The sequence below is a fragment of the Leucobacter weissii genome (assembly GCF_017565745.1).
Taxonomy (GTDB): domain Bacteria; phylum Actinomycetota; class Actinomycetes; order Actinomycetales; family Microbacteriaceae; genus Leucobacter; species Leucobacter weissii.
Map to the genome: position 1 here is coordinate 82,554 of NZ_JAGDYM010000005.1, position 25,437 is coordinate 107,990.

A 25,437-nucleotide genomic window follows, 5' to 3' on the forward strand; every position below is an offset into this window, starting at 1 on the left:
GTGTCGAAAGATGCACAATACGAATAGACGGATCGGCCTAGAGTGAGGCTGTGACCGCACCTCCATCGGCGGAGACCGCCGCGACCCCGGAGCACCACGGCCCGGCCCCCGTCCGGCGCTCGGCCGTGCGCCGGACGGGGCTCGCGCGCGGGACCGCGCTCGCGCTCGGCGCGTCCGCGAGCAATCAGATCGGCGCCGGTCTCGGCGCCCTCGCCTTCCCAGCGATCGGGCCGCTCGGCGTGGTCGCCGTCAGGCAGCTCGTCGCGGTGGCCGTGCTGACCCCGCTGGGGAGGCCCCGTCTCCGCGGGATCTCCTGGGCCGACCGCAGGCTCATCCTCGCGCTCGGGCTGATCTTCAGCGTGATGAACGCCACCCTCTATCTCGCGATCGAGCGCATCGGTCTCGGCCTGGCGATCACCCTGGAGTTCCTCGGCCCGCTCGTCCTCGCGGTCGTCGCGTCCCGTCGGCTCCTCGACCTGCTTTGCGGCCTGCTGGCCGCCGTCGGCGTGGTGGTGCTCGTCGCCCCCGGGCCCAGCACCGACCTTCTCGGCATCGCCCTCGGCCTCGTCGCCGCCGCCTCCTGGGCCTCGTACGTGCTGCTCAACCGAAGTCTCGGCCGGAGACTGCCCGGCGTGCGCGGCGCGGCGGGGGCCAGCGTGGTCAGCGCGGTCATCTGGATCCCGTTCGGCGCGGCGTGGTTCATCGCCCACCCCCCGCCCCTGTGGGCGCTCGCGCTCGCGGCGGCGTGCGGGCTGCTCGCCTCGGCCCTCCCCTTCGCCGTCGACATGATCGCGCTCCGCAGCCTGCCCACCGGCCTCTTCAGCACCCTGCAGAGTATGCACCCGGTCTGGGCCGCCGTCGCCGGGCTCGTCATCCTGCAGCAGGTGCTGACGCCTCGGGAATGGCTCGGCATCGGGCTGATCGTGCTGAGCAACGCGGCGGTGACCTCCGCCGGTCTGCTGCGTCGGCAGGGCTGATCCGGAGCCTACCCGCCCGGGTCTGCACGGATGCGGCCGCCGGCGACCTCGTAGACTTGCGGCATGAGCGGGTGGGGTCGGGACGTGCTCGGGGCGGGGTTCGAGCGCCTCGACCTGCCGCTCGGCGCGGACGTCGAGGGCCCCCTCGGGGCGACGCTCGTGCGCTCCCTGCCCGACCGGCCCGTCTTCTGGGAGCGGCTTCTCGGCCGCGAGCGCCTCTTCGCGGACGTCGAGGTGCTCTACGTGCACGGCTGGTCGGACTACTTCTTCCAGCGCGGGCTGGCGCGCTTCTGGACGGAGCGGGGAGCGCGGTTCTACGCGCTCGACCTGCGCAAGTACGGGAGGAGCCTGCGCCCGGGGCAGACCCCCGGCTACATCGAGGATCTCGCGGAGTACGACGCCGAGATCGACCTCGCGCTCGCCACGATGAGGGGGGAGCGGGACCGCCCCCGGCGCCTCCTGCTGCTGGGGCACTCGACCGGGGGCCTGGTGCTCAGCCTGTGGGCCGATCGGCATCCCGGCGTCGCGGAGGCGCTCGTCCTCAACAGTCCGTGGTTGGAATTCCAGCTCGCGGCCGCGGGGCGGCAATTGATCACGCCGCTCGTCAATCTGGGGGCGAAGCTGTATCCCAGGGATGTTCCTCCCCAACTCGATTACGGCTTCTACTCCCGGGCCCAGCGGGAGGTCGGCCCGTCGGAGGATCTCGCGGGCATCGACCCGGGGTGGCGGCCCGACCGGGCGCACGCGGTGCTGGCGGGCTGGCTGCGGGCCGTGCTCGCGGGGCATGCGCGCGTGAGCGCGGGGCTCGACATCGACGCGCCGATCGGAGTCCTCCTCTCGTCGCGCTCCGCCCTGCCGCTGCGCTGGAGCGGGGAGCTGACGAGCGCCGACAGCGTGCTCGACGTCGACGAGACGGCGAGAACGGCGCTGCGGCTCGGATCCACCGTGACGATCGAGCGCATCGACGGCGCGCTGCACGACGTCTTCCTCTCCGCCTCGTCGGCGCGTGACGATGCCTATGCGCGGCTGGAGCGCTGGACGCGCGGCTGGCTGGCGACGCTGGGCTGAGGCGGACGGGGCGGACCGCCGGAGGATGCCGGTAGGCTCTAGGCATGCACCACGGCGCTTGGGGCGAAGGCCCGGTGGGCCCTCGCGCGCCGTGCGTGCCGCGACGGCTCGCCGTCGCGGGGAGCGTTTGGAAGGCCGGACCTGAACTATGGATCTGAGAGTGGCGCGTATGCGCCGAGGCGCTGGGGGCGAAGGCCCGGTGGGCCCTGGTGCGCCGTATGGGTGGGCACCGGCGGAACCGCATCGCGTTTCTGCGTGGCCGCGTCATCGCCGCGCACGGCGGCGGGTGGTTCGGCCGTCTCTGGACGCGGGGAGCGCGTGGAAGGCCGGGCGTGCACCATGGATCTAAGGGTTGCCGCATACGGAGTAGTGGAGCGCCGCGGCAAGCTCTTGCTCACCCACTGGAGACGGGGTCATCTGCACGGTTGGACGCTTCCCGGCGGCGGTCTGGAGGACGGCGAGGATCCTCGGGACGCGGTCGTGCGCGAAGTGCTCGAGGAGACCGGCCTCGAAGCCAGGGTCGGTCGCCTGCTGGGCGTCGACTCGCGGGTGATGGTGCGGGAGGAGGTGCCCGAGGGACGGGAGCCGGAACTGCACACGATCCGGATCGTCTACCGCGTGTCGGTGAAGGACGGGCCGCTCCGGAACGAGGTGGACGGCTCGTCGGATGAGGCGCGCTGGGTGCCCTTCCGCGAGTTGCGCTCGCTGCGCACGCTCTCCCTCGTGCAGACCGGGATCCGCATGGCGGGCATCGATCAGCGCTCGCGCTCCCGCGGCGCCAAGCGCTGACACGCCGACCCGGGTTCCGAGCGGGCCCGGTCCGGGCCGGGGGCTCCGGCGGGTCAGGCGTCGTCTTCGGGGGCGACCCACAGCTCGTCGTCGCTGCGGAACGCCTGCCAGAGCGTGTAGCCGACCGCCGCGGCCGCGGCGACGCCCAGCCCGATGGCGACGATGCTGCCGGCGCGCCGCTTCTTGGCGGGCTTCAGGATGCCGCTCTTCTCGCCGAAGCTCTGCAGGTGGCGGGCCGCCTCGCGATTCTCGAGGCGATCGAGACTGTTCACGGCGCCCACGAGCGCGCTCGCGACGAGGGGAGCGGTGACGAGCCGGACCTGATCGGCCGTGCGCCGCGCCTTGGAGATGCCGCGGTCGATCACGGGTCGTGCGCTCTCGATCGCGCTGTTGACGCGGGGCGCGACGAACTCGGCGTTCAACTCCTTCGCCTGGCGCCCGGCCTCCTGCGCCACCCCGCCGGCGTGGCTCAGCACGACGCGCTGCTGCTCCAGCAGATCCTCGGCCTGGCCACGAAGCCGCTTCAGTTGGCGGCGACGCTTGCGTGAGAGTGACATGGCAACCTCCGTTGTCGGTGCTGACTCGCTTACCTCCACGCTACACCGATGACCCGCGTCGTGCGTAAGCGAGCGACGCTATTCACAGCGCGACCTCATAGACTGTCGTCATGACTCTTCATACGGCCGTTGCGACCATCCACACGAATCACGGCGATGTCGTGCTGAACCTCTTCGGCGACCACGCGCCGAAGACGGTGAAGAACTTCATCGATCTCGCGGGGAAGGGCTTCTACGACGGGGTCATCTTCCACCGCATCATCCAGGACTTCATGATCCAGGGCGGCGACCCCACCGGAACCGGGACCGGCGGCCCCGGCTACACCTTCGACGACGAGATCCATCCCGAGCTCGTCTTCGACCGCCCCTATCTGCTGGCGATGGCGAACGCGGGCAAGCGACCCGACCTGACCGGTCGGCTCGCCGGCACGAACGGATCGCAGTTCTTCATCACCACGACGGATCCCGCGTGGCTGAACGGCAAGCACACGATCTTCGGCGAGGTCGCCGACGAGGGCTCGAAGTCGGTGGTCGACGCGATCGCCGCCGTCGCCGTCGGTGCGGCTGATCGTCCGGTCGAGGACGTCGTGATCTCCGGCGTCGACGTCACCGAGGTCTAACCGAGGTGTCCGCGGGGGGATCGACTCCGCAGTTCGGCGAACGGGCCCAGTACGGTCCGGATGACGTCTGCTACCGCCACCCGGGGCGCAACAGCTTCACTCTCTGCCAGCGCTGCGGCCGCACGGTCTGCCCCGACTGCCAGGTGGTCTCGTCGGTCGGCGTCCTGTGCCCCGACTGCATGCGCGAGGCGCAGCAGGGGGCGGCGCAGCGGATGGGCCGGTCGGCTCGGGTGGCCTCCCGCCGTCTGTCCGATGCCCCGGTCGTCACCTACGGGCTGATGATCGCCTGCGTGCTGGTCTTCGCGGCCCAGTGGCTGAGCGCGACGTTCGGAGACAACTCGGTGACGGAGGGGCTCTGGTACGCGCCGGCGTACTCGCTCCCCGACGCGGTGGCGAGCTCGATCTTCTCGGATGTGTCGTTCGAACCGTGGCGCATGCTCACCGTGATGTTCACGCACTCGACCGGCTTCGTGCTGCACATCCTGTTCAACCTCTACGCGCTCTGGCTGTTCGGCCGCAATCTCGAGCAGCTGCTCGGCCGGGTGTGGTTCCTGGTCCTCTACGTCTTCGCCGGTCTCGGCGGGTCGCTCATGGTGATGATCTGGGTGTACTTCGAGCCGATGTCCCTGCTCGTCCCCACGGTCGGGGCGTCGGGAGCGATCTTCGGGGTGCTCGCCGCCACCCTCGTCGCCTATCGCGCCTCGAACGTGAACGTGACCTCGCTCGCGGTGCTCATCGCGATCAACTTCGGCATCGGGTTCCTGCCCGGAGCCGCGATCTCGTGGCAGGCGCATCTCGGCGGCATGATCGTGGGAGCCGCCTCCATGGGGATCCTGCTCGCGACGAGAGGGCCGCGGCACCGGGGCACGCGCGCGCTGGGGATGATCGGCCTCGGCGTGCTGCTGATCGCGCTGGGGTGGCTCTACTTCGTCGCGCTGCCCCCGTTCCCCGGGGGCTGATTATCCACAGTGTTCTGCACAGCTGGGGAAAATTACACGGTTGTGATTTCCGGTGACGACGGTCACTTCCACCAGGGGGTCATCAGGAAGCCGACCAGCACGAGGCCGAAACCGACGAAGATGTTGGCCTGCCCCAGCGCGGGAACCGGAAGCGGGGTCGGCATCGCGCTGGTGACGTAGTAGAGGATGATCCAGAGAAGGCCGAGCAGCATGAAGCCGAACATGACCGGCTTGAACCACACCGGATTCGGCGCCTCCTTGCGCAGCTCGGACGCCTCGAGGCGCTGCTGCTTCTCGAGGGCTTTCGCCTCGCGCTTGCTCAGTTCGTTTCCCGCTTCAGCCATGGCAACGATTCTACCCGGATCGTCGGAGGTGCGAACACCCCGGTTCCTGAGCGGGTGGGGCGCGTCGGCGCGCCCGTCGGCGGGCCCGGGGCGCGACGGGCTCGGGGAGCGGACCGGCGGTCCGGGCTATCAGCGAGGTTCTCTACAATGAGCGCATGGCAGTGGATCACACCGCGCCGCCCCCGGCGGCCCGCGAGCGAGGCGGACGGCGTGCGCGCCTGAGCCCGCTCACGGTCGTCGGCGAGCTCCTGATCGTCGGCGGACTGGCGGTGGTCGGCTATCTCGGGTGGCAGTACCTGCACACCGAGGTCTTCGTGACCGAGAAGCAGGCGGAGCTGAGCGCGCTCGACTCCGAGCGCTGGGCCCGCGAAGCCGTCGACGCGAAGTGGGACGGCGAGGTGCCGGTCACGGATCCGGTGGACCCCGCCGAGGTGTTCGGGGTGCTGTACGTGCCGGCCTTCGGCGAGGGGTACGCCAACCGTATGGCCGAGACCACCGACTGGTGGACGGTGCTCAACCTGGACGAGAAGGGCATCGGGCACTACGAGAACTCGCAGATGCCGGGCGAGCCGGGCAACTTCGCGATCGCCGGTCACCGCTCGGGCCCCCTCATCAACTCCTTCCGCGAGGTGATGAACCTGCGGGTCGGCGATCCGATGTTCGTCGAGACGAAGGACGGCTGGTACACCTACCGCTTCCGGTCCATCGAATACGTGCTGCCCACGGAGGTCGACGTGCTCAACCCGTTCCCGCGTCTCGAGGGCGATCCCGCGAAGGATCAGATCATGACGCTCACGACCTGCCATCCGAAGGAGGCGGGGAGCGACGAGCGCGCCATCGCCTACGCCGTGTTCGAGGACTTCCAGCCGCAGGGCGAGGGGCCGCCGGAGGCGCTCACCGAGGCGGATCCGGATCTGCGGAGGCCGTCGATCTGATGTTCTCCCTGCTCTGGCGCTTCTTCCCCGGCCCCGCCTGGCTGCGGGTCATCGTCCTGCTGGCGGTCGCCGTCGCGCTCGTCTGGGTGCTCATCGCCTACGTCTATCCCTATGTGGCAGTCCAATTGATGGTTGAAGAATCGACGGTGAACACATGAGCCGCATCCTCGTGATCGATAACTACGACAGCTTCGTCTATACGCTGGGCGGCTATCTGCAGCAGCTGGGGGCCGAGACGAGGGTCATCCGGAACGACGTGGTGAGCGTCGGCGAACTCGAGCAGCTGGTCGGCGAGTTCGACGGGGTGCTGATCTCGCCCGGTCCCGGCACCCCCGGCGACGCGGGCGTCTCCATCCCCATGGTGGGGATCGCGGTGCGGACGGGGGTGCCGCTGCTGGGCGTGTGCCTCGGGCACCAGGCGATCGCAGAGGCCTTCGGAGCGACCGTGACCCACGCCGAGGAGCTCATGCACGGCAAGGTCTCGCGGGTGCGTCACGCGGGCGACCCGTTCTTCGACGGCGTGGCGCCCGAATTCTCGGCGACCCGCTACCACTCCCTCGCCGTGGTGCGCGACTCCGTTCCCGAGGAGCTCTCCATCACCGCGGAGACCGCGGAGGGCGTCGTGATGGCGCTGCGCCACCGCGAGCATCCGATCTACGGCGTGCAGTATCATCCCGAGTCGGTGCTGACCGAGGGCGGCTACCAGCAGCTCGGCAACTGGCTCGCCATCGTCGGATCCCCCAACGCGGCCCGGATCGCGAGCGCCCTCTCCCCGCTGCTCTCGGCGGCTCAGCCCGAGCAGTAGAAGATCTCGACCGGGCTGCCCTGATCCTGCTTGCCCTCGACGGACTGCCGGGTGATGATCGCGGCGCCCTCGGCGCTGCAGTTCGGATCCGGGGTGATCGTCAGAGCGAGGCGCAGCGACTCGAGGATGTCCTTCGCCGCCGCCACGGACTGCCCCTTGACGTCGGGCACCCTGACCTTGCCGCTCGACACGGTCAGCTCGACGGTCTCGCCTCGCTCCAGGCGCGTCCCGACCCTCGGATCGACCTCGAGCACCGTGTCCTTGGACTCCGCGGAGTCGTCCTCCCGCGAGACCGCGCCCACCCCCAGCCCCAGATCCTCGAGCTCGGCGGTGTAGTCCTCGAGCGTCATGCGGTCGAAGTCGGGCACCTCTGCCGAGTCCGGACCGGTCGACACGTACACCCGCACGGTGGTCTCGATGTTCACGCTCGCGCCGGGTTCGGGATCGGTGCGGATGACATGACCCGCGGCGACCTCGTCGTTCGCCTCCTCCTCGGAGACTCCCAGCAGATCCAGTTGCTCGAGCGTTCGCATCGCCTCCTCGGCCGACACGCCGGTGAGCGGCGGGATCTCGCGAGAACTCGTCGGGGCGAGCGAGGAGGGGGAGAGCATGAGGAGCCAGAACAGCACCGCGGCGACGACGGCGACGACGGTCAGGATCGCCGCCCAGACCCACATCACCGGGGGACGGCTGTGGGATCGCGCTCCTCCCCCGGACTCGGAGAGACGGCGCAGGGCGAGATCCGACTCCGAGACCTCCTCGCCGGAGGAGAAGAGCACCCCGGCCTGCTCGCCGTCTCCGCTGAGCTTCGGCATCGTGCCCGATGCCGCGAGCCGGAGCGCCTCGCGGTATTCCCGGGCGCTCTGGAACCGGCGGGCGCGATCCTTCGCGAGAGCGTGCAGCACCACCCGCTCGAGCGGAGCCGAGACCGCCGGATCCCGCTGGCTGGGGGGCTCGGGCCGCTCGCTCACGTGCTGGTAGGCGACCGCGACAGCCGTATCGCCGCGGAAGGGCACGTCGCCGGTGAGCAGCTCGTAGAGGAGCACGCCGGTCGAATACAGATCGGTCCGCGCGTCGATGGCCTCGCCCTTGGCCTGCTCGGGCGAGAAGTACGCCGCGGTGCCCAGGATCGCCGTCGTCTGCTGCACCGTCGAGGAGGTCTCGGAGACCGCTCGCGCGATGCCGAAGTCCATCACCTTCACCTGGCCGGACGTGGTGATCATGATGTTGGCGGGCTTGATGTCTCGATGGACGATCCCGGCCCGGTGCGAGTACTCGAGCGCGGTCAGCACCGCCTCGACCACGCGGCACGCCTCCGCGGTGGAGAGCCGGTCCTGCTCGATGATCTCCCGCAGATTCTGCCCGTCGACGTACTCCATCACGATGAAGGGCAGCTGCTGCGGCCCCTCTCCCGTCTGGATCAGATCGTCGCCCGCGTCGAAGACGCGCACGATGCTCGGATGCGCGAGGCGCGAGGCCGACTGCGCCTCCTGGCGGAACCGGCTGCGGAACTGATCGTCGCCGGCGAGATGGGCGCGCATCACCTTGACGGCCACCTGCCGGCCGAGCTTGGTGTCGACGCCGCGGTACACCGTGCTCATTCCGCCCTGGCCGATGTATTCGCCGATCGAGTATCGATCGGCGAGCAGGCGTGCGCTGCCGACGGTCTCGGTCATGGATACCTCACTCGGGGACGGATGATGGGAACAATTCTACGGTGTGCGAGCCCGGAAACCCGGGTGGCGGGCGTTGCGGGCGTCGTCGCCGATCAGTCTTCCTCTTCGGTGCCCGGGTCCGCGGGGTCGGGATCCGCGGCCGGGGCGAGGATCCTGACCTTGAGCGTCCACGACGGTTCCGAGGTGCGCGTGATGGTGCCGTTGCCGCAGGTCACGGTGTAGCGCACGGCGATCTGACCGTTCGACCCGCCCGGCTCGATCGTGTCCGCGGTGATGTTCACGTTGGTGCTCTGCGTCGAGCCGGGCCCATCCGCGACGCCGCTGTCGTAGATCAGGTCGTACGCCTGGACCGTGAGCGGCGCGGGGCAGCTCGCCACGTCCCAGCTGACGTTGAGCTGCCCGCCGGACTCGACCGACGTGGAGGTGGATCGCGGCTTGTTCGGTCGCGACACCTCACCGTAGGCCGTGTAGTAGGTGAGCGTGATCATCCGGTCGAAGGGGACGTTGGAGCCGGTCGGGTCGACCTCGTACACCTTGCCCACCTGATCGTCGTCAGCGGGCGAACCCTCCTGGCCCACGACGTTGGTGAACCCGTCGTCCCGCAGCTTCTGCTGGGCGACCTCCCAGTCGAGTCCCTCGAGATCGGAGAGGTTCACGGCCCCGCTCGTGGGCTGCGACGTGGTCGGCGGCGTGGTCGAGGTCCTCGTGTTCGAGGGCGACGTCGTCGGCGTCTCGTCGCCGCCGCCACCGCCGAGCAGGGCGATGGCCGTGCCGACGCCGATCACGAGCAGCAGCGCGATCAGGGTGACCAGCGGCCAGGTCCAGCGGCTGCGCTTCTTCCCCTCCTCTTCGACCTCCTCCTCGGGTTCGACGACCGGCTCCGGCAGGGCGGTCGTGCGGGGCAGCGCCGTGGTCGCGGCGGTGCCCGCGGTCGTGGCCGGCATGACCCGCGTGGTGTCTTCGCCGGCGCCGATCTGGGGGACGTAGCTCGTGGCGAGCCGCACGTCGCCGCGGTGCAGCGCGGCTGCGGCCTGCGCGAGCTTCGCCGCGCTCGCCGGTCGATCCTGGGGATCCTTCTCCAGGCAGGCGAGCACCAGGCGCTGCACCGGACCGGGGATGTCTGCGGGCAGCGCGGGAGGGGTGTCGTTGATCTGCGCCATCGCGATGGCGACCTGCGACTCGCCGGTGAAGGGCCGCTTGCCCGCCAGGCACTCGTAGGCCACGACGCCGAGCGAGTAGACGTCGGTCGCCGGCGTGGCGGTGTGACCGCTCGCCTGCTCCGGCGCGAGGTACTGCACCGTGCCCATCACCTGACCGGTCGCGGTGAGCGGCACCTGATCCGCGATGCGCGCGATCCCGAAGTCGGTGATCTTCACGCGGCCCTCGGGCGTGATCAGCAGGTTGCCGGGCTTGACATCCCGGTGCACGAGGCCGGCGTCGTGGGCGGCCTGCAGCGCCGTCGCGGTCTGGGCGACGATGCCCAGCACGCGGTCGGCGGGCAGCCGGCCCTCCCGCTCGATGATGGTCGAGAGGGGCTCGCCCGGCACCAGCTCCATGACGATGTAGGCGGACCCCTGCTCCTCGCCGTAGTCGAACACGTTGGCGATGCCCTCGTGGTTGACGAGCGCGGCGTGGCGGGCCTCGGCGCGGAAGCGCTCCAGGAAGCCCGGGTCGCCCATGTACTCGTCCTTGAGGATCTTGATGGCCACGGTCCGCCCGATGATGCTGTCCGAGGCGCGCCAGACCTCGCCCATGCCGCCGACCGCGATCCTCGAGCTCAGCTCGTAGCGCCCGCCGAACGTGATTCCCGCCACTGGTCTCATTGGTTCAACACCGCTTCCATCACTCGTTTTCCTACTGCTGTCGGGAGATCGTACGAACTCCCCACGTTGTTGTGGGCCGACCCGCCGCCGTCGGCGATCACGACCGCGATCGCGAGCTCGGGATCCTCGACCGGGGCGAAGCCGGTGAACCAGAGGGTGAACGGCAGATCGTTGCCGTTCTCGTCCACCCCGTTCTCGGCCGTGCCCGTCTTGCCGGCGACCCGCACCCCGTCGATCGCGGCCCGGTGCCCCGTGCCGTCGGAGTCGGAGACGACCTTCTCCATCATCCCGCTCAGCGCCTCGGCGGTCTCCTCGGAGATCGGGGTGCTGAACTCCTCGGGCTCCGCGCGGCTCTCCACCCGGAGGTCCGGCGCGATCACCCGGTCCACGAGCTGCGGCTTCATGACCACGCCGTCGTTCGCGATGCCGGCCGAGACCATCGCCATCTGCAGCGGCGTCGCGCGCACGTCCAACTGGCCGATCGACGACAGCGCCGCCTGGGCCTCGTCGGCGGGCGTCGGGGACTGGCTCGGCGTCACCGGCAGCGGAATGTCGAGCTCCTGCTCGAAGCCGAACGCGCGAGCCATCTCGGGGACGGCGTCGACGTCCATGCTCATCGCCAGCTCCGCGAAGGGGATGTTGCAGGAGTACACGAGCGCCTGCTGCAGTGAGACCGACGAGCCGCCGCCGCAGGCCGTGCGGGAGGCGTTCTGCATGACCGCGGTCGAGCCGGGCAGCGTGAGCGACGCCGGGTTCGAGAAGGTGCTGCTCGGCGTCGCGGTGCCGTTCTCGAGCGCGGCCGCGGCCACGAGGAGCTTGTAGGTGGATCCGGGATGGTAGAGGTCGCCCGCGATGGCGCGGTTGGCCAGCGGCTGATCGGGATCGGCGTTCAGCTCGGCGTAGTTCGCGATGATCTCGGCGTCGTCGTTCGACGAGAGCAGGCTCGGGTCGAAGCCCGGGGTCGAGACGAGCGCGAGGATGCGCCCGGTCTTCGGCTCGAGCACGACGAGGGCGCCGGTGTACTCGTCCATCGCCTTCGCGGCGACCTCCTGCACCTCGGGGTCGATGGTCGTCTCGACCGAGTTGCCCTGCGGCTCCACGCCCGTCACGGTGCGCATGAGGCGGGTGAAGAACTGCGCGTTGCCGAGGCCGGAGAGGTCGTCGTTCATCGCCGCCTCGAGGCCCGTCATGCCCTGGCGCCGCGAGTAGTAGCCGGTCACGGGCGCGTAGAGCTCGCCATCGGAGTACTGCCGCATGAAACGATTCTCGTCGTCCGTCGGCGTCGAATAGGCGACGGGGTCGCCGTCGACGAGGATGGATCCGCGCTCGACCTTGTAGCCGTTCTTCGCGGTGCGCTGATTGTATTCGTTCGCCCGCAGCTCGTCGGCGTAGACGAACTGGATCATGGTGATCGCCGCGAACAGCACGAGGAACATGCCGAACACGGTGCGGGAGAGGATGCGCAGCTGCTTGTTCATGAGCGGATCACCAGCTTCGGGCGGTTGCGCACCGAGTTCGAGATCCGCAGCAGCAGGGCGACGATGATCCAGTTCGAGATGAGGGAGGATCCGCCCGCCGCGAGGAACGGCGCGGTCAGGCCGGTCAGCGGGATCACCCGGGTCACGCCCCCCACGACGATGAAGACCTGCAGCGCGATGGCGAAGCCGAGGCCGGCGGCGAGCAGCTTGCCGAAGTCGTCCTGGCCGGCGAAGCCGATCCGCAGCGCTCGGCCGACCAGGATGAGGTAGGCCGCGAGCACGACGAACAGGCCGATGAGCCCGATCTCCTCGCCGAGACTCGGGATGATGTAGTCGCTCTCGGGAACCGGGGTGTCCTGCGGGAAGCCCTGCCCCAGGCCCGTGCCGGTCATCCCGCCGTTGGCCATGCCGAAGAGGCCCTGCACCATCTGATTGCCGCTGCCGTAGGGATCGGCGAACGGGTCGAGCCAGTTCTGGAAGCGTCGGCCGACGTAGTCGAAGAGCTGGCTGGCGAGCAGGCCGCCCGCGACGAACAGCCCGAGCCCCAGCACGATCCAGCCGACGCGGCCGGTGGCCAGGTAGAGCATCGAGAGGAAGAGCCCGAAGTAGAGCAGCGAGGTGCCGAGATCGCGCTGGAACACGAGCACGGCCATCGCGATCAGCCAGAAGGTGATGAGCGGGCCGAGATCCCGGCCGCGGGGGAAGCGGATGCCCGCGAACTTCTTGCCCACCATCGAGAGCGCGTCGCGGTTGCGCACCAGATAGCCCGCGAAGAAGACGGCGAGCATGATCTTCGCGATCTCGCCCGGCTGGAAGGAGAAGCCCTGGATCCTGATCCACACCCGGGCTCCGCCCTCGGCGTGCCCGATGCCCGGAAGCATCGGCAGCAGCAGGAGCAGCAGCGCGCCGAGCCCGAAGAGGTAGGTGTAGCGGTAGAGCACGTTGTGGTTGCGGATCACCGCGAGCACGGCGATCGCGATGGCGATGGCGATCGCCGACCACACCAGCTGCCGGACGGAGAACGCCTCCCAGCCGACCCTCGCCTTGGCGAGGTCGATCCGGTAGATCATCGCGATGCCGATCGAGTTGAGCAGCGTCGCGAGCGGGAGGATCAGCGGGTCGGCGTCGGGCGCGACGAAGCGGACGGTGACGTGCAGGCCGAGCACCGCGGCGACGAAGAGCGCGCCGTAGGGCAGCAGCTCGACGGTGAAGCGTCCCTCAACCGTCAGGTCGATGATGAGCACCGCCCCGACGCCGATGGCGAGGGCGAAGAGGGTCAGGGCGAGCTCGAGCCCGCGCAGCAGACGGGGGGCGCGGATCGCCGTGATCCGCTGCAGCACCGTCTCGCTGGTGCGGGTGCGCTCGAAACTGCGGGGGGCGCTCATCAGTCCTCCCCCAGCCGCAGCACGATCTCGCGGGCCTCTTCGAGGGATCCGGCGCTCAGCGTGCGCTCGACCGCGCGCTGCTCGTTGCCGTCGAGCGTGTCGAGCGGGATCTCGGTGTTCTCGGCGATCGAGCTCAGCGAGATCGAACCGAGATTCTGCTGGATCCCCCGGTAGATGATCACCGTGGCGCCGTCGGTGCCCACGTAGTAGCGGGTCTGCGTCCACTGATAGCCGAGGGCCAGCGCACCGGCGATGGCGCCGACGATCGCGAGCAGGCCGAGCACCCCCAGCACCCGGCGGCGGCGATTGCGGCGCTTGGTCTCGGCGATGAGCTCGCTCAGGTACTCGTCGACCCGCGGCTCGAAGTGGCTCTCCGCGACGGGTTGCCCCCGACGCACGATCCGCCGACGGTTCAGCAGGCGCGTCCGTCCCGTGCTGATGCGCTCGCCGCCGGGCACCTCCGTCGCCGCCGAGCCGGCGAACCGCGGCTCCGGCGTCTCCTCCGCGGGGAGCGCCTCCGGCAGCGTCTCGACGAGCACGACGGTGACGTTGTCGGGCGCGCCGTGGGCCAGGCTCTTGTCGATCAGCGCGTCGACGGCGGATTGCAGCGTCGTGCGGCGGCGCAGGATCTTCTCGATGTCGACCTCTTCGACGTAGCCGCACAGGCCGTCCGAGCAGAGCAGCCAGACATCGCCCGGCCTCGTCTCGAGCACCTCGGTGTCGATCTCGGGGGAGGAATCGACATCGCCGAGCACCCGCATGAGCACCGAGCGGCGGGGATGCGTCTTCGCCTCCTCCTCGGTGATCCTGCCGCTGTCGACGAGGCGCTGCACGAAGGTGTGATCCTTCGTGATCTGCGTCAGCCGGTCGTCCCTCAGCAGGTAGAGGCGGGAATCGCCGATGTGCGCGAGGGCCAGCCGGTCCTCGACGGTGATGAAGCCGGTGAACGTGGTCCCCATGCCGGCCAGCTCGGGCCGGTCCCCGACCGTGGCGCGCAGCATGCGGTTGGTCTGCAGCAGCTGGTCGCGCAGGGTCCTGGCGGTTGCGGACGCGTCGGCGGCCGAGCGGTCGGCCGACGGCGACTCGATCCCCGCGATCGCCTGCGCCGCCAGCGCCGAGGCCACGTCGCCGCCCGCGTGGCCGCCCATGCCGTCGGCCACGAGGAACAGGCGCCGCCCCGCGTAGCCCGAGTCCTGGTTGTTCGACCGCACCATCCCGACATGGGAGCCGATGGCGCTCGCGTAGCCGACCATGCCGTCAGGGCCTCAGCTCGAAGGTCGTCGTGCCGATGGTGACCGGAGTGAAGGGGGGCACCAGCACCGTGCCGGTGACCCTGCTGCCGTTCAGCTTGGTGCCGTTGGTGGAGTCGAGGTCGGTGAGCAGCCAGGTGTCGCCGCTGCGCGTGAGCTTGGCGTGGTAGGTCGAGGTGTATTCGTCGACGATGACCAGGCTCGATCCGCTGCTGCGGCCGATGGTGAGGGTGTCGTCGTCGAGCGGGACCGCGGTGCCGGAGGCGACGCCCGAGGTGATGACCAGTTGTCGCGCGGGTCCCCCCTGCGGGGCGGGGCTCGCCGCTGCGGGAGCGGTGGGGGCGGTCGGGGCGGACGGTGCCGGCGCGGCGGGGGCGCCGGCGACCACCGGGGCCGCCGCCTGGGGGGCTGCGCTCGCCGACCGGTCGGCGGGGAGCTTTCGCACCGGCGAGCCGAACAGGTCGCTGCGGAGCGCGTAGAGGACGGCGAAGATGAAGAGCCACAGCAGCAGCAGGAAGCCGATGCGCAGGATGAGGAGGGTCAGTTCGCTCGCTTCGCTCACAGGCCCCTCCAGAGGTTCTGATCCGCTCCGGCCGACCGGTCCATGACCGTCGTGGGGGCCGGGGAGCCCGGCGCCCGAGCCGGCACGAGCTGGAAGCGCAGCGCGGTCTGCCCGACGGTGATCACGGTGCCCGGGCTCAGCGCGGCCTCGCGGAAGCGCTGCCCCTCGATCTTCGAGCCGTTGGTCGAGCCGAGATCCCGGGCGACGCCGGCCCTGCCGTCCCAGAGGATCTGCAGGTGCTGGCGCGAGGCGGCGTTGTCGCCGATCCGGATATCCGCGTCGCTGCCCCGACCGATGACCGTCGTCCCCGTCCGCAGCGGGTGCTGCACGCCGCCCACCTCGATCACGGCCTTCCAGGCGACCGCGCCCTCGACCTGGGAGGCGTCGATCTCGAGGACGCCGGTGGTCAGCGAGTCGTCGACGCGCAGCTCCACGTCGGGCTGCCCGAGCAGCTGGTAGCCCTGGCGGCCGGCGTGCTTGAGCACGACCTCGGTGAGCTCCCGTTCGAGGTTGCCGCCCAGGCCGGCCAGGCGCTTCCCGTCCGCCGAGGACACCCGCACGATGAAGCGGTTCGGGGCGAGCACGCGGTCCCGGTCGACGATCACCGAGCCGATCTCGAGCTCGCGCTTCAGGCCCGCGGCGATCTCCACCGGCTGCACGCCCGAGCGGAAGGTGCGCGCGAATGCGCCGTTGACGGCGCGTTCGAGACCGCGCTCGACGCTGTCGAGTATGCCCATGCCTTCACCTTCCCTCGGGAACATGGTAGCGGCACGGGCCGTGGGCCGCCCGAACCCGCGCGGGGTCAGCGGCCGAGATGGGCGAGGAGCTCCGGGGCGATCCCGATGTAGCGGGGCGGGGTGAGCGCCAGGAGGCGCTGCTTCGCCTCGTCCCCGATGTCGAGATCCGCGACGAATGCCGCCAGCTCGCCCCGCCCGATCCTCCGGCCGCGGGTGAGCTCCTTGAGCGCCGCGTAGGGGTCGCTGATCGACGAGCGCCCCGCCGCGACCTCCGCTCGGATCACCGTCTGGATCGCTTCGGCCAGCACCTCCCAGTTCTCGTCGAGATCCTCGGCGAGCACCTCGGGCGCCGCGTCGATCCGCCCGAGCCCCTTGAGGATGTTGTCGAGCGCCAGCACCGAGTGCCCGAGGCCGACGCCGATGTTCCGCTGCGCGGAGGAGTCGGTGAGGTCGCGCTGCCAGCGGCTCGTCACCAGGGTCGCGGCCAGCGAGTCGAGGATCGCGTTCGAGAGCTCGAGGTTCGCCTCCGCGTTCTCGAAGCGGATCGGGTTGACCTTGTGCGGCATCGTCGAGGAGCCGGTGGCGCCCGCGACCGGGATCTGGCGGAAGTAGCCGATCGAGATGTAGCTCCAGATGTCGGTGGCGAGGTTGTGCAGGATGCGGTTCACGTGCGCGACTCTCGCGTAGAGCTCCGCCTGCCAGTCGTGCGATTCGATCTGGGTGGTCAGCGGGTTCCAGGCGAGGCCGAGGCCCTCGACGAAGTCGCGCGACACGGCCTGCCAGTCGACGGAGGGGTCGGCCGCGAGATGCGCCGCGAAGGTGCCCGTCGCGCCCGAGAACTTGCCCAGGTACTCGATCCGCTCGAGCTGGGCCGTCTGCCGGCGCAGCCGATGGACGAAGACGGCGAGCTCCTTGCCCAGCGTGGTGGGTGTGGCCGGCTGCCCGTGCGTCCGGCTGAGCATCGGCAGCTCCCGGTAGCGCTCGGCCTGGGCGGCGAGCTCGGCGACCACCGCGTCCAGCCGCGGACGCCACACCTCGGAGATCGCGTCCTTCACCGTGAGCGCGTAGGAGAGGTTGTTGATGTCCTCGCTGGTGCAGCAGACGTGGGTCAGCTCGGCGATGCGATCGAGGCCCTGGCGCGACAACTGCTCGCGCACCAGATACTCGACGGCCTTCACGTCGTGCTGGGTGGTGGCCTCGATCTCCGCGAGCCGGTCGATCTCCGGCTGCCCGAAGCCGGCGGCCCACCCGCGCAGACCCGCCAGCTCCTCGGCGGCGAGCGGGGTGCCGCCGAGCAGCGAGCGCTCGGTCAGATGGGCGAGCCACTCGACCTCGACGTGGACACGGGCACGATTGAGCCCCGCCTCCGAGAGATGGTCTCCGATGCCCTCCACCGCCGACCGGTAGCGGCCGTCGAGCGGGCTGATGGGCTGCGGGGGCAGGTGCGTCATGTGCGGTTCTCCGTGCGTTGGTGCGGGTGGGGGCGCGCGCGACGCCCTCACCATTCTCCCCCATCGGGCTCGGGTCCATCGAGTCCGCTCCGGGCCTCGGCGCGCACCGACGGCCGCGGATCCTCGGAGCCGTCAGCGATCCCGCTTCTTGCCGGTGCCGAGCAGGCCGTTCATGAGCCCGGAGAGGACGGAGAGGACGAGCGCGCCGAGCACGCCCCACCAGAAGCCGTCGACCCGGAGGCCGAAGCCCGCGAGATCGGAGAGCCAGGCGACCACCCAGATGAGCAGGCCGTTGACGATCAGCCCGAAGAGCCCGAGGGTGATGATGTAGAGCGGGATCGAGACGAAGCGGACGATCTTGCCGAGGGTCGCATTGACGAGGCCGAAGACGAGCGCGACGATGACGAGGGTGAGGATCCGGCCGTAGTTGTCGTCGGCGAGCGGATCGAGCCAGAAGCCGTGATCGCCGCTGCCGCCCACGAGGAGCGTCGTCAGCCACAGCGCGAAGGCGCTGACGAGCACGCGGACGATCGATCGCATGCCTCCAGTCTGCCAGGTGTGCCCGGGAGGGCGCCAGGGTATATCCCGCGTCCGCGATAGGTGCTCGTTACACTTGTTCGGGTGAGTCAGACTGCACCGCTCGCGTTCGACATGATCGACCCCGAGCCGATCCGCTTCATCGACGCGGAGGGCGCGTACGCCCCCTCCGCGACGGCGGCCGAGTACGCGAGCGAACTCGAGTCCGTCGGCGAATCCGACTTCCGCGAGTGGTACCGGCAGATGGTCGCGACCCGCGCCTTCGACACGGAGTGCACCCATCTCCAGCGGCAGGGCCAGCTGGCGCTCTGGGTGCCGAGCGTCGGGCAGGAGGGCTGCCAGGTCGGCCTCGCGGGCGCGCTCGAGCCCCGGGACCACGTCTTCCCCGCCTACCGCGAGCATCTGGTCGCGAGAGCGCGCGGCGTCGGGTTCCTGCAGGTGGCGGCCCAGTTCCGCGGGCTCACCCACGGGGGCTGGGACGTGACCGATCCCGCCAACGGCAACTTCCACCTCTACACCCTCGTGCTCGGAGCGCAGACGCAGCACGCCACCGGATACGCGCTCGGCCAACTGCTCGACGCCAAGCGACGCGAGGGCGACGGAGCGCTCGACGCCGGCGAGGCGGGCACGCCCACCGGCGAGGCGACCATGGTGTTCTTCGGCGACGGCACCACCAGCCAGGGCGAGGCCAGCGAGGCGCTCGTCTTCGCCGCGAGCTATCAGACCCCCGAGGTGTTCGTCGTGCAGAACAACCGCTGGGCCATCTCCGTGCCGGTCGCCCGGCAGTCCCGCACGCCGCTGTACCGCCGCGGGCTCGGCTTCGGGATCCGCAGCGCGCAGATCGACGGCAACGACCCGCTCGCCGCCTACGCGGTCGGCCGTCGCTTCCTCCGCGAGGCCCGCGCCGGAGGCGGCCCCGGGTACATCGAGGCGCTCACCTACCGCATCGGCGCGCACACCACCAGCGACGACCCCACCCGGTACCGCGCGGAGGGCGAGCTCGAGGAGTGGCAGCGCAAGGATCCGATCCTGCGCCTGGAGGCCCATCTGCGGTCGCTCGGCGTGCCCGACGACTTCTTCGAGACGGCGCGGCGGGAGGCGGACGCGGAGGCCAAGCAGGTGCGCGACGCGATCCTCAGCCTGCCCGAGCCGGAGGCCGACAGCATGTTCGCCAACGTCTACAGCGAGCCGCATCCCCGCATCGAGGAGCAGCGGGAGTGGCTCGAGCGCTACGAGGCGTCGTTCGAGGGGGCGGAATGAGCACCGGAGGGACCGAGGCGAGCAGCGTCGCCGCGCTGAGCGAGCGGTCGTCGCTGCCGATCGCCAAGGCCATCAACGAGGGTCTGCGCGCCGCCATGGCCGCCGACGAGCGCGTGCTGCTGATGGGCGAGGACATCGGCCCCCTCGGCGGCGTGTTCCGGGTGACCGACGGGCTGCAGCGCGATTTCGGATCCGCGCGCGTGCTCGACACCCCGCTCGCCGAGGCCGGGATCGTCGGGAGCGCCATCGGCCTCGCCATGCGCGGCTACCGGCCCGTCCTTGAGATCCAGTTCGAGGGCTTCATCTTCCCCGCCATGAACCAGATCGTGTCGCAGCTCGCCAAGATCACGAGCCGCCACGACGGGCGCGTCTCGATGCCGATCGTGATCCGCGTGCCCTACGGCGGGCACATCGGCGCGGTGGAGCATCACCAGGAGAGTCCGGAGGCGTACTTCTCCCACACGCCCGGGCTCCGGGTGGTCGCTCCGTCGAACGCGCACGACGCCTACTGGATGATCCAGCAGGCCATCGCCTCCGACGACCCGGTGCTCTTCTTCGAGCCGAAGGCGAAGTACTGGCAGAAGGGCGAGGTCGATCCGAGCGCCCCCGCCGCCGAGCTGCACCGCACCCGTGTCGCGAGGGAGGGCGCCGACTGCACCCTCGTGGGGCACGGGGCCATGGTCACCGTGCTGCTCCAGGCCGCGGAGATCGCGGAGAGCGAGGGCACCGGCCTCGAGGTCGTGGATCTGCGCAGCCTCTCCCCCGTCGACTACGAGCCGGTGCTGGCGTCGGTGCGCAAGACCGGGCGCCTCGTCGTCGCGCAGGAGGCGCAGGGCAACGCGAGCGTCGGGAGCGAGATCGCCGCGCACGTGGCCGAGCACGCCTTCTACTCGCTGCAGGCCCCCGTGCTGCGCGTCAGCGGCTACGACGTGCCGTTCCCCCCGGCCAAGCTCGAGGGGCTGTATCTGCCGGACGCCGACCGCGTGCTCGAGGCCGTCGACCGCAGCATGCGCTATTGACGACGCCGGCCGAGATGGCCGACGCGCGGCACGCGCCGTGACATAGGCTCGGAGTATCCGAGCCGCGGAAGTATCCGAGCAATCCGAGGAGCCACGATGAGCGAACAGGTCTTCCCCCTTCCCGACGTCGGTGAGGGGCTCACCGAAGCCGAGGTCGTGACCTGGTTCGTCGGACCCGGCGACACGGTCGAACTCAACCAGGTGATCTGCGAGATCGAGACCGCCAAGTCGCTGGTCGAGCTGCCGTCCCCGTTCACCGGGCGGGTGCGCGAACTGCTCGTCGAGCCCGGGCAGACGGTGCCGGTCGGCGCGCCGATCCTCCGCATCGAAGTGGCGGGCGACGGTGCGGGGCCCGACGCGCCTGGCGATGACGCGTCCGGGGGCGCCGCGGAGTCGGACGAGACCCGGGAGGCGGTGCAGGACACCGCCGACAGCGTGGAGCGCCCCGAGGAGCGCGACGGGGCGGTGCTCGTCGGATACGGCACGGGAGGCGCGGTGCGCTCGCGGCGACGCCGCGGGGGCGAGCCGCTGCTCGACGGAGCGGAATCCGCGGGCGGCGGAGCCCGCGCTCACGCGGTGATACCGGTGGCCGACGCCGCGCCCGTCATCGCGAAGCCGCCCATCCGCAAGCTCGCGAAGGACCTGGGCGTCGATCTCGCCCAGGTGGCCGGTTCGGGGATCGCGGGCGAGATCCTCCGCGACGACGTGGTGCGCGCGGCGTCGCAGGCCAGCCTGTTCCGCAATATCGAGACGCCGGAGGCGCCGAGCGCCCGCGAGGAGCGGATCCCGCTGAAGGGCATGCGCAAGCAGATCGCGAAGGCGATGGTGACGAGCGCGTTCGAGGCGCCGCACGTCAGCGTGTTCACCGAGGTCGATGCGACCCGCACCATGGAGTTCGTGAGACGGCTGAAGGGCTCGACCGAGTTCGCCGGCACCAAGGTGTCGCCGCTGCTGATCTTCGCGAAGGCGATGCTCTGGGCGATCAGGAGGAGCCCCGAGGTCAACTCGACCTTCACGGAGAGCGAGATCATCCGCCACAACTTCGTCAACCTCGGGATCGCGGCGGCCACGCCGCGCGGCCTCGTCGTGCCGAACATCAAGGAGGCGCAGAGCCTCAGCCTGCTCGAGCTCGCACGGGCGATCGAGCAGCTGACCATCACCGCGCGCGACGGGCGGACGCAGCCCGTCGAGATGCAGGACGGCACGATCACGATCACCAACATCGGCGTGTTCGGGATGGATTTCGGCACGCCGATCCTCAATCCGGGCGAGTGCGCCATCATGGCGATGGGCACCATCCGGGAGAAGCCGTGGGTGGTCGACGGCGAGGTGCGTCCCCGGATGGTGACGACGGTGGGCGGATCCTTCGACCACCGCATCGTCGACGGCGACGTCGTCTCGAGGTTCGTCGCCGACGTCGCGTCGGTCCTCGAGGAGCCCGCGCTGCTGCTGGACTGAGCCCGCCCAGCCCGGGCCGCCGAATATATTCTCCGATATGGCCGGATCGCCGGTGCGCATTCGGTAGTCTGATGATTCCGACTCCCGGGCTGCGGCGGATCCCGCGCCCCGGCGGGCGGGGTCGTGCGGTCGAACCATGCGCGATGACCCTTCGGGCAGTCTACGATCATGCGCGCCGTCTGCGAGCGCATCGACCCCTATGAGTGAGGTACTCCCATGACCGTTTCCACCGACACGACTCACGACGGACTCGCTCAGGCGCAGACGGTGACCGAGGAGCAGATCTTCGCGGCGCACGAGGGCGGCAAGCTCCGCGTCGAGCTCACCGACCCGCTCGAGGACCGGCGGGACCTGTCGATCGCGTACACGCCGGGCGTCGCGCAGGTGAGCCGCGCCATCGCGAAGGATCCCGCCCTGGCGAAGACCCACACCTGGGCGGCGCGCCTCGTCGCGGTCGTCTCGGACGGCACGGCCGTGCTCGGCCTGGGCGACATCGGCGCCAGCGCCTCGCTTCCCGTGATGGAGGGCAAGAGCGCGCTGTTCAAGCGCTTCGCCGGGCTCGACTCGATCCCGATCGTCCTCGACACGACCGACCCCGACGAGATCGTCGAGACGCTCGTCCGCATCGCGCCGAGCTTCGGGGCCGTCAATCTCGAGGACATCTCCGCGCCCCGCTGCTTCGAGGTCGAGCGCCGTCTCATCGAGGCGCTCGACATTCCCGTCATGCACGACGACCAGCACGGCACGGCCATCGTCGTGCTCGCGGCCCTCACGAACGCGCTCAAGGTGGTGGGCAAGGAGCTCGAGGACGTGAGGGTCGTGATCTCTGGCGCCGGCTCCGCGGGCATCGCCGTCGCGGAGATCCTGCTCGCCTCGGGGGTGCACGATCTGATCGTCATCGACTCGAAGGGTGCGCTGCACACCGAGCGCGACGACATCCGGCACATGAAGTTCGACATGGCGCAGCGCAGCAACCCGAGGGGCGTCTCCGGCGGGACCGAGGCCGCGCTGCAGGGGGCCGACGTGTTCATCGGCGTCTCGTCGTCGCAGGTGCCCGAGGCGCACGTGGCGGAGATGGCGGAGGGCGCGATCGTGTTCGCCCTCTCCAACCCGGACCCCGAGATCGCGCCCGAAGCGGCCCGGCGCCACGCCGCGGTCGTGGCGACCGGCCGCAGCGACTTCCCGAACCAGATCAACAACGTGCTCGCGTTCCCCGGGGTGTTCCGCGGGGCGCTCGACGCGGGCGCGCGCCGGATCACCACGGAGATGAAGCTGGCGGCGGCGCGGGCCATCGCCGACCTGGTGCCCGAGCCCGAAGCGGAGCTGATCGTGCCCAACCCCTTCACCCCCGGCGTCGCCGAAGCGGTCGCCGCGGCGGTGATCTCCGCGGTCGAGCCCGGGGAATAGCGGACTGCGGCTCCCCCGCCCCGCCTCCGCGCATGCCGGTTCCGCGCGTGTCCTCACCCGGCGAGATGTCGTGAGAACGGTCTCCGGCACGGCCGGACGGCAACCGTACGTGCGGCACCGTCGCGGGCGCGCGAAGCCGGGGCTTTTGGAGTCGAGCGGTTGAGTTGCTAAGCTGGTCGGGTTGTGCGGTGTTTCAGCACCGAGCAGCAGTGCGCGCGAGTGGCGGAATTGGCAGACGCGCTGGCTTCAGGTGCCAGTGCCCGCAAGGGCGTGGGGGTTCAAGTCCCCCCTCGCGCACAGGGATACGATTCGAACCGGGCGGCCGGGCCTCTTTCAGGGGGGTTCCGGCTCCTCTCTTCTCGTGGCGCACCTCCAGCTCCCGGCCGTCGGCCTGGACGTGTCGCATCCGTACCGAGGGGCTGAGAATGAGGCTGCGCGCGCTTACCGCAGCAGACTCCTCGATTCTGAGCGAAGCGACGTCGCTGAACTTGAACTGGGGCGGGACGCGCTTCTCAGCAGGCGAGGTGCGTGTGAACCCGCACTTTCGGCACTACACCGAACTCGTGCCGGCGCGGGGCGACTTCGGGTATCTTCTGGAAGACGATGCGGGATGGGTGGCCGTGGCCTGGGTGCTCTTTCTCGACCGGCGCGATCCCGGCTACGGGTACATCCGCGACGGCGTCCCCGAACTGAGCATCTGCACCAAGCCGTCTCGCCGGGGCCGAGGCCACGGGAGTCGTCTACTGAGCCGCATCCTCGACGGCGCACGCCGCCGACGGCTTGCGGCCATCGCGCTGAGCGTCGAAGACGGCAACCCGGCATGCCGCCTGTACGAGCGGATGGGCTTCACGGTGGTCCCCGAGGCCGCGAACCCGGGGACGATGATTCTCGTCACAGACTGAGTCGCGGCGGCCCGGTCCGACACCGACGAGATCCGTGCGCACGGAGACGAGAACCGATGGTCGTCGCCCGGCGCGACGGGTCGGATGGAACCGCGCAGCTGAAAATTGATATACTTATGGATATAATAAACCAAAGTAAATAACTTTTCTCAGGGACGTGACCATGACAGACGCAGATTCCTCAACTCCCGTTGCCCACGCCTCCCCGGCCTCTGCAACGGGCGAACCGTATGCGACGGCGCCTCAGGAGTACGACGGGATCCTGCTCGCGGGATTCGGGGGGCCAGAAGGGCAGGATGACGTCATCCCGTTCCTGCGGAACGTCACGCGCGGGCGCGGCATCCCCGATGAGCGGCTCGAGGAGGTGGCCCATCACTACCGGCACTTCGGCGGCATCAGCCCGATCAACGCCCAGAACCGGGAACTCAAGCGCGCGATCGAAGCGGAGCTCGCGGCGCGCGGCATCGACCTGCCGGTGTACTGGGGGAACCGCAACTGGGCGCCCTACCTGTCGGAAGCGGTGCAGCAGGCGGCCGACGCCGGCGATACGCTCCTGCTCGCCTTCGCGACGAGCGCCTACAGCTCCTTCTCGAGCTGCCGCCAGTATCGCGAGGACTTCGCGAGGGTGCTCGACGAGACCGGGCTCGACGGCACCGTCTCGATAGACAAGATCCGTCAGTTCTTCGATCATCCCGCGTTCATCGACTCGTTCGTGCCGAGCATCGCCCATGCCCTCGGCCGCTTCCTCGACGAGGGCGTGGGCCCCGGCGCGACCCGGGTGCTCTTCGCCACGCACTCGATCCCGACCGAGGACGCTCGGAGGTCGGGGCCCAGGGATCGGGACTTCGGCTCCGGTGGCGCCTATGCGGCGCAGCATCTCGCGGTCGCCGCCGCGATCATGGAGAAGGTCGGATCCTTCGACCCACGCTTGGCGGACATCGCCTGGGAGCTGGTCTACCAGTCGCGATCCGGCCCGCCGTCCCAGCCGTGGCTCGAACCCGACATCTGCGACCGGATCGAGCAGCTGCCCGCGGAGCACGTGTCGGCGATCGCCATCTCCCCGATCGGATTCGTGAGCGATCACATGGAGGTGATGTGGGATCTCGACACCGAGGCGATCGAGGCCGCGGACGCTGCGGGCATCCGAGCCGTGAGGACGGACACCCCAGGGGCGGATCCGGTGTTCGTCGCTGGCATCGTCGATCTGATCGAGGAGCGCATCGCGGCGGTGACGCCCTCCGAACGCCCGGCGGGCACCGCGCTCGGACCCTGGTTCGACGTGTGCCGGCCCGGCTGCTGCGAGAACGTGCGGGCGGGGTTCAAACCGGTCGCCGCCGGAGTGGCTCCCTGAGCCGGGAGCGGGTGCTCGATCGGCCGCCATGCCGACTCTCGGGGGCGCGAGGCGAACGGCGGCGCCCCCGATCCGCCTGTTAGGGTG

25 protein-coding genes and 1 tRNA gene are annotated in these 25,437 nt (G+C 70.2%); 15 read left to right on the top strand and 11 right to left on the bottom strand.

Annotation, left to right across the window (positions count from 1 at the left end):
* Nucleotides 1-50 precede the first annotated feature (50 nt).
* From J4H92_RS04895 to J4H92_RS04905, 3 genes are all read left to right on the top strand, one after another.
* A complete protein-coding gene (locus J4H92_RS04895; protein ID WP_341783003.1) occupies nt 51-977 on the top strand; it encodes an EamA family transporter in 927 nt (308 codons plus the stop codon).
* A 63-nt stretch (nt 978-1,040) separates the two neighbouring features.
* A complete protein-coding gene (locus J4H92_RS04900; RefSeq protein ID WP_208096714.1) occupies nt 1,041-2,045 on the top strand; it encodes an alpha/beta hydrolase in 1,005 nt (334 codons plus the stop codon).
* A gap of 339 nt (nt 2,046-2,384) precedes the next feature.
* On the top strand, nt 2,385-2,834 hold the full coding sequence (locus J4H92_RS04905; protein WP_208096716.1) for an NUDIX hydrolase: 450 nt from the start codon (nt 2,385-2,387) through the stop codon (nt 2,832-2,834).
* Nucleotides 2,835-2,887: 53 nt separating this feature from the next.
* Here J4H92_RS04905 and J4H92_RS04910 read toward each other — a convergent pair whose 3' ends face one another.
* Complete coding sequence (locus J4H92_RS04910) at nt 2,888-3,391, bottom strand: DNA/RNA helicase (RefSeq protein ID WP_208096718.1); 504 nt, start codon at nt 3,389-3,391, stop codon at nt 2,888-2,890.
* Between the two features lie 110 nt (nt 3,392-3,501).
* On the opposite strand from J4H92_RS04910, the gene J4H92_RS04915 reads away from it, so the two are divergent.
* Both J4H92_RS04915 and J4H92_RS04920 read left to right on the top strand, forming a co-directional pair.
* On the top strand, nt 3,502-4,011 hold the full coding sequence (locus tag J4H92_RS04915) for a peptidylprolyl isomerase (protein WP_208096720.1): 510 nt from the start codon (nt 3,502-3,504) through the stop codon (nt 4,009-4,011).
* A gap of 5 nt (nt 4,012-4,016) precedes the next feature.
* On the top strand, nt 4,017-4,970 hold the full coding sequence (locus tag J4H92_RS04920; RefSeq protein WP_208096722.1) for a rhomboid family intramembrane serine protease: 954 nt from the start codon (nt 4,017-4,019) through the stop codon (nt 4,968-4,970).
* 62 nt (nt 4,971-5,032) lie between these two features.
* On the opposite strand, the gene J4H92_RS04925 is transcribed toward J4H92_RS04920, so the two are convergent.
* On the bottom strand, nt 5,033-5,314 hold the full coding sequence (locus J4H92_RS04925; protein ID WP_208096724.1) for a cell division protein CrgA: 282 nt from the start codon (nt 5,312-5,314) through the stop codon (nt 5,033-5,035).
* A gap of 155 nt (nt 5,315-5,469) precedes the next feature.
* On the opposite strand from J4H92_RS04925, the gene J4H92_RS04930 reads away from it, so the two are divergent.
* Genes J4H92_RS04930 through J4H92_RS04940 form a run of 3 tightly spaced genes read left to right on the top strand, consistent with a single transcriptional unit; the run spans nt 5,470 to nt 7,054 of the window.
* Nucleotides 5,470-6,249, top strand: a complete 780-nt coding sequence (locus J4H92_RS04930; RefSeq protein ID WP_208096726.1) for a class E sortase — start codon at nt 5,470-5,472, stop codon at nt 6,247-6,249.
* Nucleotides 6,249-6,407: a hypothetical protein gene (locus J4H92_RS04935; protein WP_208096728.1), complete on the top strand. Its 159-nt coding sequence runs from the start codon at nt 6,249-6,251 to the stop codon at nt 6,405-6,407. Before J4H92_RS04930 ends, J4H92_RS04935 begins: the two co-directional genes overlap by 1 nt.
* Nucleotides 6,404-7,054 carry an anthranilate synthase component II gene (locus J4H92_RS04940; RefSeq protein ID WP_208096730.1) on the top strand — a complete coding sequence of 217 codons (651 nt, stop codon included), beginning with the start codon at nt 6,404-6,406 and terminating at the stop codon, nt 7,052-7,054. The genes J4H92_RS04935 and J4H92_RS04940 overlap by 4 nt, the downstream gene beginning before the upstream one ends.
* Here J4H92_RS04940 and pknB read toward each other — a convergent pair.
* The 9 genes from pknB to J4H92_RS04985 form a co-directional block, all read right to left on the bottom strand.
* Nucleotides 7,039-8,730 (bottom strand): Stk1 family PASTA domain-containing Ser/Thr kinase, encoded by a 1,692-nt coding sequence (gene pknB, locus J4H92_RS04945; protein ID WP_208096732.1) that lies wholly within the window; start codon nt 8,728-8,730, stop codon nt 7,039-7,041. The two genes, J4H92_RS04940 and pknB, sit on opposite strands and share 16 nt — an antisense overlap.
* A 92-nt stretch (nt 8,731-8,822) precedes the next feature.
* Nucleotides 8,823-10,553, bottom strand: coding sequence for a protein kinase domain-containing protein (locus J4H92_RS04950; protein WP_208096734.1), 1,731 nt, complete (start codon nt 10,551-10,553; stop codon nt 8,823-8,825).
* Nucleotides 10,550-12,031 carry a peptidoglycan D,D-transpeptidase FtsI family protein gene (locus J4H92_RS04955; RefSeq protein ID WP_208096736.1) on the bottom strand — a complete coding sequence of 494 codons (1,482 nt, stop codon included), beginning with the start codon at nt 12,029-12,031 and terminating at the stop codon, nt 10,550-10,552. The genes J4H92_RS04950 and J4H92_RS04955 overlap by 4 nt, the downstream gene beginning before the upstream one ends.
* Nucleotides 12,028-13,416, bottom strand: coding sequence for an FtsW/RodA/SpoVE family cell cycle protein (locus tag J4H92_RS04960; RefSeq protein ID WP_208096738.1), 1,389 nt, complete (start codon nt 13,414-13,416; stop codon nt 12,028-12,030). Before J4H92_RS04960 ends, J4H92_RS04955 begins: the two co-directional genes overlap by 4 nt.
* Nucleotides 13,416-14,669: a PP2C family protein-serine/threonine phosphatase gene (locus tag J4H92_RS04965; RefSeq protein ID WP_208096740.1), complete on the bottom strand. Its 1,254-nt coding sequence runs from the start codon at nt 14,667-14,669 to the stop codon at nt 13,416-13,418. The genes J4H92_RS04960 and J4H92_RS04965 overlap by 1 nt, the downstream gene beginning before the upstream one ends.
* Before the next feature lie 4 nt (nt 14,670-14,673).
* A complete protein-coding gene (locus tag J4H92_RS04970; protein WP_208096742.1) occupies nt 14,674-15,228 on the bottom strand; it encodes an FHA domain-containing protein FhaB/FipA in 555 nt (184 codons plus the stop codon).
* Nucleotides 15,225-15,965 carry an FhaA domain-containing protein gene (locus J4H92_RS04975; protein WP_208096744.1) on the bottom strand — a complete coding sequence of 247 codons (741 nt, stop codon included), beginning with the start codon at nt 15,963-15,965 and terminating at the stop codon, nt 15,225-15,227. The genes J4H92_RS04970 and J4H92_RS04975 overlap by 4 nt, the downstream gene beginning before the upstream one ends.
* A gap of 65 nt (nt 15,966-16,030) precedes the next feature.
* Nucleotides 16,031-17,416: an adenylosuccinate lyase gene (gene purB, locus J4H92_RS04980; RefSeq protein WP_208096746.1), complete on the bottom strand. Its 1,386-nt coding sequence runs from the start codon at nt 17,414-17,416 to the stop codon at nt 16,031-16,033.
* Between the two features lie 132 nt (nt 17,417-17,548).
* On the bottom strand, nt 17,549-17,956 hold the full coding sequence (locus J4H92_RS04985; protein WP_208096748.1) for a phage holin family protein: 408 nt from the start codon (nt 17,954-17,956) through the stop codon (nt 17,549-17,551).
* Between the two features lie 111 nt (nt 17,957-18,067).
* On the opposite strand from J4H92_RS04985, the gene J4H92_RS04990 reads away from it, so the two are divergent.
* From J4H92_RS04990 to J4H92_RS05020, 7 genes are all read left to right on the top strand, one after another.
* A complete protein-coding gene (locus tag J4H92_RS04990) occupies nt 18,068-19,213 on the top strand; it encodes a thiamine pyrophosphate-dependent enzyme (RefSeq protein WP_208097193.1) in 1,146 nt (381 codons plus the stop codon).
* Nucleotides 19,210-20,232: an alpha-ketoacid dehydrogenase subunit beta gene (locus J4H92_RS04995; protein ID WP_208096765.1), complete on the top strand. Its 1,023-nt coding sequence runs from the start codon at nt 19,210-19,212 to the stop codon at nt 20,230-20,232. Before J4H92_RS04990 ends, J4H92_RS04995 begins: the two co-directional genes overlap by 4 nt.
* Nucleotides 20,233-20,328: 96 nt before the next feature.
* Nucleotides 20,329-21,690: a dihydrolipoamide acetyltransferase family protein gene (locus J4H92_RS05000; protein WP_208096767.1), complete on the top strand. Its 1,362-nt coding sequence runs from the start codon at nt 20,329-20,331 to the stop codon at nt 21,688-21,690.
* Nucleotides 21,691-21,906: 216 nt separating this feature from the next.
* Entirely contained in the window at nt 21,907-23,097 is a 1,191-nt protein-coding gene (locus J4H92_RS05005; RefSeq protein WP_208096768.1) for an NAD(P)-dependent malic enzyme, read from the top strand.
* A gap of 213 nt (nt 23,098-23,310) precedes the next feature.
* Nucleotides 23,311-23,394, top strand: a tRNA-Leu gene (locus tag J4H92_RS05010).
* A gap of 128 nt (nt 23,395-23,522) precedes the next feature.
* Entirely contained in the window at nt 23,523-23,999 is a 477-nt protein-coding gene (locus J4H92_RS05015) for a GNAT family N-acetyltransferase (RefSeq protein WP_208096770.1), read from the top strand.
* A 163-nt stretch (nt 24,000-24,162) separates the two neighbouring features.
* Nucleotides 24,163-25,350, top strand: coding sequence for a ferrochelatase (locus J4H92_RS05020; RefSeq protein WP_208096772.1), 1,188 nt, complete (start codon nt 24,163-24,165; stop codon nt 25,348-25,350).
* Nucleotides 25,351-25,437: the final 87 nt, after the last annotated feature.

Bases quoted from the DNA above. Each gene is read 5' to 3' on its own strand.
- J4H92_RS04925 (WP_208096724.1), bottom strand. From the start codon at position 5,314: ATGGCTGAAGCGGGAAACGAACTGAGCAAGCGCGAGGCGAAAGCCCTC.
- J4H92_RS04940 (WP_208096730.1), top strand. From the start codon at position 6,404: ATGAGCCGCATCCTCGTGATCGATAACTACGACAGCTTCGTCTATACG.
- J4H92_RS04990 (WP_208097193.1), top strand. From the start codon at position 18,068: ATGATCGACCCCGAGCCGATCCGCTTCATCGACGCGGAGGGCGCGTAC.
- J4H92_RS04955 (WP_208096736.1), bottom strand. From the start codon at position 12,031: ATGAACAAGCAGCTGCGCATCCTCTCCCGCACCGTGTTCGGCATGTTC.
- J4H92_RS04960 (WP_208096738.1), bottom strand. From the start codon at position 13,416: ATGAGCGCCCCCCGCAGTTTCGAGCGCACCCGCACCAGCGAGACGGTG.
- J4H92_RS05005 (WP_208096768.1), top strand. From the start codon at position 21,907: ATGACCGTTTCCACCGACACGACTCACGACGGACTCGCTCAGGCGCAG.
- J4H92_RS04995 (WP_208096765.1), top strand. From the start codon at position 19,210: ATGAGCACCGGAGGGACCGAGGCGAGCAGCGTCGCCGCGCTGAGCGAG.
- purB (WP_208096746.1), bottom strand. From the start codon at position 17,416: ATGACGCACCTGCCCCCGCAGCCCATCAGCCCGCTCGACGGCCGCTAC.
- J4H92_RS04930 (WP_208096726.1), top strand. From the start codon at position 5,470: ATGGCAGTGGATCACACCGCGCCGCCCCCGGCGGCCCGCGAGCGAGGC.
- J4H92_RS04985 (WP_208096748.1), bottom strand. From the start codon at position 17,956: ATGCGATCGATCGTCCGCGTGCTCGTCAGCGCCTTCGCGCTGTGGCTG.
- J4H92_RS05015 (WP_208096770.1), top strand. From the start codon at position 23,523: ATGAGGCTGCGCGCGCTTACCGCAGCAGACTCCTCGATTCTGAGCGAA.
- J4H92_RS04915 (WP_208096720.1), top strand. From the start codon at position 3,502: ATGACTCTTCATACGGCCGTTGCGACCATCCACACGAATCACGGCGAT.
- J4H92_RS04965 (WP_208096740.1), bottom strand. From the start codon at position 14,669: ATGGTCGGCTACGCGAGCGCCATCGGCTCCCATGTCGGGATGGTGCGG.
- J4H92_RS04910 (WP_208096718.1), bottom strand. From the start codon at position 3,391: ATGTCACTCTCACGCAAGCGTCGCCGCCAACTGAAGCGGCTTCGTGGC.
- J4H92_RS05020 (WP_208096772.1), top strand. From the start codon at position 24,163: ATGACAGACGCAGATTCCTCAACTCCCGTTGCCCACGCCTCCCCGGCC.
- J4H92_RS04900 (WP_208096714.1), top strand. From the start codon at position 1,041: ATGAGCGGGTGGGGTCGGGACGTGCTCGGGGCGGGGTTCGAGCGCCTC.
- J4H92_RS04975 (WP_208096744.1), bottom strand. From the start codon at position 15,965: ATGGGCATACTCGACAGCGTCGAGCGCGGTCTCGAACGCGCCGTCAAC.
- J4H92_RS04935 (WP_208096728.1), top strand. From the start codon at position 6,249: ATGTTCTCCCTGCTCTGGCGCTTCTTCCCCGGCCCCGCCTGGCTGCGG.
- J4H92_RS04950 (WP_208096734.1), bottom strand. From the start codon at position 10,553: ATGAGACCAGTGGCGGGAATCACGTTCGGCGGGCGCTACGAGCTGAGC.
- pknB (WP_208096732.1), bottom strand. From the start codon at position 8,730: ATGACCGAGACCGTCGGCAGCGCACGCCTGCTCGCCGATCGATACTCG.
- J4H92_RS04905 (WP_208096716.1), top strand. From the start codon at position 2,385: ATGGATCTAAGGGTTGCCGCATACGGAGTAGTGGAGCGCCGCGGCAAG.
- J4H92_RS05000 (WP_208096767.1), top strand. From the start codon at position 20,329: ATGAGCGAACAGGTCTTCCCCCTTCCCGACGTCGGTGAGGGGCTCACC.